This window comes from Microbacterium enclense (assembly GCF_004022425.1).
GTDB lineage: Bacteria > Actinomycetota > Actinomycetes > Actinomycetales > Microbacteriaceae > Microbacterium > Microbacterium enclense_A.
Genome location: NZ_RBZY01000091.1, coordinates 1 through 7,141, shown reverse-complemented (window position 1 = coordinate 7,141; position 7,141 = coordinate 1). Strand labels below are relative to the sequence as shown.

Sequence of the window (7,141 nt, the reverse complement as noted above, 5' to 3'; positions counted from 1 at the left end):
AGCCGCCACACGATCCTGCTCGGCGTCGAGGGAGTGCATGCTCGGGACGGAGGGATGCCGACGGCATCGGCGGTGTGAAGACGGCCGACGTCGTGGGCCTCGACGAACCACGCCTCGACGCGCTTCGCGCCTGGATCGCCGGCGGGGCGGTGCCGCGCCTCTGAGCGACGATGCCCGAGAGTCGGAACGGGCCGCACGTCGATACCATGAGGCGCGGGGGCGGAATTCGCTCAGGGTTGAGGGGCTGTTTTTCGTTGCGCAATTCAGAGATCGCTTCGTTGATCGACCGCGAGGCTTGGGACGACCTGGTCGAATATGTGGACACGCACTGGGTCGAACTGACCCATTCGCATCGTGAGGCGCTCGTGTCGGCGCTGAATGCGATGCCCGCATCCGTGCGAGCGTCGAACGCTCGCTTCGCAGCGGCGCATGAGTACGCGAACTTCATTCCGGCGCGGGGCCCGGCACGACCGACCCGCTATCAACACGCTCCGGGCAAAGAGGCGGGCCTGCTCGACACGCTGGCCAAACTGACCAGCCAGAGTGCGGGCGCCCGCATGGTCGGCCGATTCGCCGACGCGGTCGCGGCGGCGGAAGCAGCGTTGCGCTTGCTCAGGGAAAGCCCGGCGGGGGCGACCCGCGCCATTCGTCCGGTCATTCCCGACCTGCGATTGCAGTGGGCGATCTCCCTGCAATTGGGGGCTCGTCTCCCGGAAGCCATCCGCGCCTACGAGCGTGCATACGACGAGGCGATCCGCCACGACAACACGCGTATCGCTGTGGAGGCGGCAGGATCCCTCGCTTTCGATTTCGCCTTCCTAGGAATGCCCACCCAGGCACGTGAATGGCTGTCCCGTGTGCCGGACTATTCTCACGATGGCTCGGACACCGTCCACGAGATGCCGGCACTCGCCGCCGCCCTGCTGGCCGCTCACGAACTCGACCTCGACCGCGCGAACGGCATCCTCGCGTCGTCTCCGACCGTCTCGTCCGAGACCTGGGCGATGCGGTTCTATACGGAATCCTTCGTCTCGACGCTGGCCGGGAACACCGAGAGCTTCCCGGCGAAGCTCCTCGCGCTCCGCGCAGCGCACCCCGCCGCTCTGGCCGCCGCGGGGCTGAACCATGCCCTCCTGGCGATCGCGTCCGCCGGGGCTGCCCTGACCGCATCGGACGCGACGCGCACGGAAACCGCCTTCTCCGATCTCGATGCGGTGCACGCGGGGACTTCGACGGGCACCCGGGAGGTTCTGCGCGCCTGGCGCGCGGTTTCGACGGACGCTCTCCCCGTCGCCCTCGCGGACGCGTCCGGCCCCCTGTCCGAGGGGACCGCGACCCCGGGTGTCGCCGCCGAACTGCGCGCCGTGATGGCTGTCATCCATCTCCGCAACGATCACCTCGACGACGCGGCATCCCACTTCCGGGTCTGCCTCGAGATCGTCGCCGCCGAGCGCCTGTTCGATGTGTTGCACCGCTTCTCGCCGGAGGAGCTCGCGCGGCTCGAGGACCTCTCCGGGCAGCGGCTCCCGGACGAGATCCGGGATGCGCTCGCGACGGTTCCCCCGAGGGCGCGTCGGTCGCCCCGACCCGCGGTACACCTCACCCCGCGCGAGCGCGCCGTCCTCCGCCACCTCCTGGACGGGCGCTCGCGAGCCGATATCGCTCAGGCCGAGGGGCTGTCGCAGAACACGATCAAGACGCAGACGGCTTCCCTGTACCGCAAGCTGAATGTTGCTCACCGCGAGGGCGCCGTTCGCGCCGTGCTCGCGGCGCCCGAACTCCTTCGGTGAGGGCGGTCGGCGCTCATCTCGCGCGCCGCCCTCACCGGTCGGGAGGTCAGCGCTGCGCGTTCCGTGCGGCCGTGGCGATCACGTCGGCGACCGTCTCGGCCTGCGAGATGAACAGCGCGTGGCTGCCGGGGACGGTGGTGATCTCGGCGCCGATGCGGCTGGCCATGTGCTGCAGCATCGCCTGGTCGAAGGCCTTGTCCTCGGTGGCGATGACTGCCCAGCTCGGCTTGTCCCGCCAGGCGGCGTTGGTCACGGCCTCGCCGAAGACGGACATCGCCACCGGCACCTGGCTGTCGGCCAGGAACGCGGCATCCTCTGCGCTCAGATCGGCGGCGAAACCAGCGTGGAACGCGTCGCGGTTGAGGTATCCGTAACCGTCCTCCGTGACGTCGATGACGAACTCAGGGGTGGAGGCGAAGCCCTCGTACTGCTGGCCCGACGATTCGCCGGCGTCAGGGGCGATCGCCGAGACGTAGACGAGTCCCGCGACGTTCGGGTGGATTCCCGCCTCGGTGATGACGGTGCCACCCCACGAGTGTCCGACGAGGATCACGGGCCCGTCCTGCGAGTCGAGCACGCGCGTGGTCGCGGTCACGTCGGCTTCGAGCGAGGTGAGCGGGTTCTGGACGATCGACACGCGGAAGCCGCGCGCCGTCAGGAGGTCGTAGACCCCCCGCCACCCGGATCCGTCAGCAAATGCGCCGTGGACGAGGACGACGTTGGTGATGTTCTGCTCGGTCATGGTTCTGCCTTTCTGCTGCGGCGCTTGCGTGCCGGCGTTGGTGTTGATGTGTGCAACGCACGCGGTACGCAACATATTGCATATCCATTCAGCACGGGCGACCCCGCCCGATGGCCCCGCCCGATTTGGCGCAGAGACCAGAGCGCGCGCAATATATTGCATGCCGATTCCTCAGCAGAGTTCCGGTGTGGACCGCTCACTCCTCCGCGACGACGTCTTCCGCCGCCTGCGGGACGCCATCGTCGACGGGACCCTCGAACCCGGGGAACAGTTGCGCGACGCCGAACTCGCGGAGTGGTTGGGCGTCAGTCGCACGCCCGTCCGCGAGGCGCTCCTGCGTTTGGGCGCGTCAGGACTGGTGGTCGCGAAGCCCGGCCGATCCACGACCGTCAGCACGATCGACGCCAAGGCCGTGCGCGATGCACGCGACGTCGTTGCGGCAATGCACCTGCTCGCCGTCCAGGGCGCCGCGCTCGACGAGGCTCACCTCGAGCGGATGCGCGACGCGAACCAGCGCTTCGCGGACGCTCTCGACGCCGGCAATATCGCGGCAGCGATGGTCGCTGATGAAGCCTTCCACCGCGTCCCGGTCGCGGCGCTCGGCAACGCCGCCATGGAATCGGTGCTCGACCAGTTCGGCCCGGTGGTACGCCGCGCCGAGCGCCTGCGTTTCACCGAGCACGGCCGTGAGTCGCTCGAACGTCACGAGCGGCTCATCGCCCTCCTCGCCGCCGGCGACACCGCGGGCGCGTCGGACCTGACGTTCGAGACGTGGCACACGCTCGTCGTCGATGAGGCGAGCTGACCGTTCTTTCTCACGCCGCCGGTAGATCACCGAAGTAAGAGCGCTCTGACTCGGTGGCGGGAACGCTCAGCCGCGGGCGGTGTGACGCGGTACGGCTGCCGCCGAGCGGCGGATCCCGAAGGAGCCGTGCCGGTACCACTGGGCGCAGAGAACGGCGATGATCACGGCGTCGATGACGTCGCCGGCGTAGTACATCAGCATCGCTCCTGCCTGTGCCTCGGGAGTCGCCACTCCCGCGGGCGGGCGGGCGTAGATCGTCTTGGCCAGGATGCCGTGGGCGGCGAGCGCGAGGACCAGCACCGCTATCCGGAGCGGGAAGCCCGCGCGGTGGGGCGCGGGGTCGATCGGGATAATCGCCACGGTGAACACGTATCCGGCGAGGAGGAAGTGCGCCATGACGACGAGGTGGAGAAGGACGTCTTCCCGCATCGCGTCGTAGAGCGGTGTGGCATACAGCAGCCACATGCCGCCGACGTTCACAACCGCGGCCACGACAGGAGCGGTCGCGACCCGGGCCGGCCAGCTCGACAGGATGCGGGCCAGCCGCCGGGCGGGAACGACGTGCAGCGTTCGCAAGGCGAGGGTGACCGGAGACGCGAGCACGAGGAGGAGCGGGGCTGCCATGCCGACGAGGAGATGCGCCCCCATGTGCGCGACGAAGTCCCCGTGGGCCGCGACGGCGAGGGGGCCGACGAAGCCCGCGGCGGCAGCACCCACCCCCAGCACCCAGAAGAGGCTCCGATACCAGGGCCACGTGGATCCCCGACGTCGGTGGAAGACGACGCCGCCCCCGTAGAGGATCAGCGCGAGCGCGAACGGCAGAGCGAGGATGACCTCCACGCTGAGGCCGCCGGAACCCGACGCGTGATGAGGCACGGGCTCAGCCGACCGGGACGCGGCTGCGGCGCGTGCGGACGGTGAGAGCGGCTCCGGCGATGATCATGGCGACGGCAGTGATGTTCCACGTCAGGTCGTACGGGAGCAGGTCGGGAACGTAGCGGATCTGATGGATGCCCCACCACTTGTGCTGCACCGTGCCGTCGTAGAGCTGGAAGACCCCCGCGCCCAGCAGCACCCCTCCCCACCACCTCATCTGCCAGAACGCGCGGCGTCGGCGGAGGTCGGCGAGCAGGAACAACCCTCCGATCGTTGCCGCCCAGCTCAGCGCATGGAAGAGGCCATCCGAGACGAGTCCGATCTCCGAGGTGCCGAGATCGTAGAAGTGGTGCCAGTGCAGCAGCTGGTGGAACACGGCCTCATCGACGAACGCGATCAGACCGACGCCGAACAGGATGCCGGACCCCAGGTTGCGCCGCGAGAACGTCGCACGCGCCCGGTAGTCGATGTCGGACGATGCGGACACGGTGTGCTCGGCCACGTCCCAGCTCCCGCCTGTCGATGAATCGGTCCGTTCTGGCACCGAGCCTCGAACCGGCATCGTCCTGCGGCACAGGGGATTGACATCCCCGCGGGCGGTTCATGGCTGGGGATCCGCCNGAGCCGCCACACGATCCTGCTCGGCGTCGAGGAAGTGCTGCTCGTCGAGATCGACTCTCCCGCCCGCGACTACGCAGCCATGAAAGAGGGTCGCGAGTACGCGCCGCTCCCGGTTCCCGACGACGGCGCCGTGACCCCCGACGGCCGGTTCTTCTTCCGCCTGCCCATGGTCGACGGCATCCGCGAGCTGGCCGCCGCGGGCGCCGACATCGTCTGGCACACCCGCCGCCTCACGGATCCCGACGCCCTCCGCGCCCTGGCAGAGCACCTCGGTCTCGCGGATGTCGTTCGATTCCCGGATGCCGCCGAACTCCCGGCCGCTCCCACCGCGGACCGCATGGACACGGGTCCGAACGCGCTGTGGGAGCACTGGAAGGTGCAGGCGCTGATCCAGCGCGCCCGAGATCTACCCGCGGGCGACGAGGTCGTGGTCGTCGACTCGACGCTCGACTTCACCGCGCACCGGATGCCGGACGGGCTCGCCCGCCGATCGGGGCGGAAGGATGCCGACGGCATCGGCGGAGTGAAGACGGTCGATGTCGTGGGCCTCGATGAACCGCGTCTGGGCGCGTTGCGCGCGTGGGTCGCGGGTGAGGCGGTGCCGCGGGTCTGAAGCGGCTCACTCCGCCGAGCGGAAGTACCGCCGCAACGCGTCGCGGGTGGCGGGCGTGCGCCACAAAGCGGTGGCGGTGACGGCGAGCGACGCGCCGCCGACGAGGGCGAGGATGATGACGGGGGTCATGGCTGCTCCTGGGGGATGAGAGAGCGGGTTCTTCCTCACTGTGCGCGATGGATGCCGTATGGGCAAGAGCCGGTGGCCGCACGGCTGCCGAGCGGAAGTACGCGCGGGGAGCTGCGCAACCTCAGCAGTTCGCACAACCTCAGTCCCTCCGCCCCGGATGCTCCGGAGTTCGGGCGAATGACTGAGGTCATGCGCCCGCGGCGTTCGCGACGCGGGTACCGCCAGCCGCCCGAAGGACCGGGCGCTACTTCCGCCCCACCCGCCGCTCGACGAGCTTGCGCGCGACGTCTATGAAGCTCGGCGCGTACTTCGCCCACTCCTGGTCGAGCTTGCGCACGTCGATCTTGCCGGTGTGCAGCAGCTCGCAGATCTTGAGCCAGCTCTCGCCCGTCGCCGCCGTGAGCGCCGCCGCCACCGCCGCGTTCACGACGATCCCCGCGCCGGGGATGAGCTTCAGGAAGCTCGTCGCGAGCGCACGCCCGGCCACCTGCACGCCGAACTGCGCCAGCGCTCCGGCCGAGAGCATCGTCTTGACCTCGAGGTCGTAGATGGCGGCGATGCGCCCCATCATCGTCAGCTGGATCGGCGCCAGCGTGACAGCATCCGAGACAGGAAGCGGAACGGATGCCGCCCCCGCGGCCGCTGCGGACGCCGCGGCGATGATCGGCCGCGCCATCTCCCTCTTCCACGGGAGGTTGAGTCGCTGTGCGATGCGAAAGGCGTCCTTATCGCGGTCGGGGGCGAGTTCGAGGGTCTCCGTGACAAGGTCACCGAGGCCGTGCCCCTTCCCCTTCCCGTGGCGGTCGCGGGTGGAGGTGAGGATGACACGTCGGTACGGGATGCGAATACGCTCGCCCGTCGCCGGGTCGACGGGGTCGTTGAGCCAGTCGACGAACGCCTGCAGGTCCTTCGCGACGCCCTGGTGCCCGGTGATCGGGTTCTTGATCCAATCGACCTTGGTCAGCACGAGGATCACCGGCAGCCCCCGCGCATCGAGCTCGCGGATCATCGCGATGTCGGCCGGGGTGAGCCGGTCGTCAGCGGCCCGCACGCAGTACCAGACGACGGAGATCTGATGATCGCCGGGGTGGGCCGCGATGGCATCCAGGTGGTTGCGCAGCTGCTGATCCGGCGCGACGGGCGAGCCGATTTCGAACCCCTCCACGTCCCAGATGCCGAGCGAGTCGTCGCTGTAGAAGTGCACTCCCCGCGTGACCGGCAACCCGCGCCCGACCTTCGCCCAGTCGCGCCCGAACACCGCGTTGACGAGCGACGACTTCCCGACGCCGGACGCGCCGACGATCGCGAGGTTGAACCGGCCGTAGCGCGACTTCGCCTCGGACGTGGCCTCGACGAAAGCCTTCTCGTCGAGCTGTCGCGCATCGGTGTTCTTCTTCGCCATGGTCCCGCCTCCCCCGAACTTCGACCTCAGGATGCCGCGACTCGCGCGGCGGATGAGGTCATGCCGAATCTACGTCTCACGCTCGGCTTCGCGTCGACGGAGGGCACCCCTTGCGCGAAGGCGTGTGAGAGGTCACGGCTGCCGCCGCACCGCCGCCCACCCG

The 7,141-nt window shown here is 69.3% G+C and carries 8 protein-coding genes; 3 read left to right on the top strand and 5 right to left on the bottom strand.

The window, feature by feature from the left end; all coding sequences use genetic code 11:
* Positions 1-278: 278 nt before the first annotated feature.
* The gene (locus D8Y23_RS15690) at positions 279-1,790 is read left to right on the top strand and encodes a helix-turn-helix transcriptional regulator (protein ID WP_164878278.1); all 1,512 of its coding nucleotides are present in this window, start codon (positions 279-281) and stop codon (positions 1,788-1,790) included.
* A gap of 46 nt (positions 1,791-1,836) precedes the next feature.
* On the opposite strand, the gene D8Y23_RS15685 is transcribed toward D8Y23_RS15690, so the two are convergent.
* Complete coding sequence (locus D8Y23_RS15685) at positions 1,837-2,532, bottom strand: alpha/beta fold hydrolase (protein WP_128218990.1); 696 nt, start codon at positions 2,530-2,532, stop codon at positions 1,837-1,839.
* A gap of 187 nt (positions 2,533-2,719) precedes the next feature.
* Here D8Y23_RS15685 and D8Y23_RS15680 point away from each other — a divergent pair, with 187 nt between their 5' ends.
* Entirely contained in the window at positions 2,720-3,337 is a 618-nt protein-coding gene (locus D8Y23_RS15680) for a GntR family transcriptional regulator (protein ID WP_342672125.1), read from the top strand.
* Positions 3,338-3,403: 66 nt separating this feature from the next.
* Here D8Y23_RS15680 and D8Y23_RS15675 read toward each other — a convergent pair whose 3' ends face one another.
* Together D8Y23_RS15675 and D8Y23_RS15670 are read right to left on the bottom strand one after the other, a co-directional pair.
* Positions 3,404-4,213, bottom strand: a complete 810-nt coding sequence (locus D8Y23_RS15675) for a cytochrome c oxidase assembly protein (protein WP_128218988.1) — start codon at positions 4,211-4,213, stop codon at positions 3,404-3,406.
* A 4-nt stretch (positions 4,214-4,217) separates the two neighbouring features.
* Complete coding sequence (locus D8Y23_RS15670; protein WP_240663929.1) at positions 4,218-4,715, bottom strand: DUF2243 domain-containing protein; 498 nt, start codon at positions 4,713-4,715, stop codon at positions 4,218-4,220.
* 153 nt (positions 4,716-4,868) lie between these two features.
* Between D8Y23_RS15670 and D8Y23_RS15665 the strand changes: the two genes are divergently transcribed.
* Positions 4,869-5,447 carry a hypothetical protein gene (locus D8Y23_RS15665; RefSeq protein ID WP_128218986.1) on the top strand — a complete coding sequence of 193 codons (579 nt, stop codon included), beginning with the start codon at positions 4,869-4,871 and terminating at the stop codon, positions 5,445-5,447.
* A gap of 6 nt (positions 5,448-5,453) precedes the next feature.
* Here the strand turns inward: D8Y23_RS15665 and D8Y23_RS17260 are convergent, their stop codons facing one another.
* Both D8Y23_RS17260 and D8Y23_RS15660 read right to left on the bottom strand, forming a co-directional pair.
* The gene (locus tag D8Y23_RS17260) at positions 5,454-5,576 is read right to left on the bottom strand and encodes a hypothetical protein (RefSeq protein ID WP_275087519.1); all 123 of its coding nucleotides are present in this window, start codon (positions 5,574-5,576) and stop codon (positions 5,454-5,456) included.
* Between the two features lie 244 nt (positions 5,577-5,820).
* Positions 5,821-6,978, bottom strand: coding sequence for a GTPase family protein (locus D8Y23_RS15660; RefSeq protein ID WP_128218985.1), 1,158 nt, complete (start codon positions 6,976-6,978; stop codon positions 5,821-5,823).
* Positions 6,979-7,141 lie beyond the last annotated feature (163 nt).

Excerpts from the sequence above, each read along its gene's own strand:
- D8Y23_RS15685 (WP_128218990.1), bottom strand. The coding sequence starts at position 2,532 with ATGACCGAGCAGAACATCACCAACGTCGTCCTCGTCCACGGCGCATTT.
- D8Y23_RS17260 (WP_275087519.1), bottom strand. The coding sequence starts at position 5,576 with ATGACCCCCGTCATCATCCTCGCCCTCGTCGGCGGCGCGTCGCTCGCC.
- D8Y23_RS15660 (WP_128218985.1), bottom strand. The coding sequence starts at position 6,978 with ATGGCGAAGAAGAACACCGATGCGCGACAGCTCGACGAGAAGGCTTTC.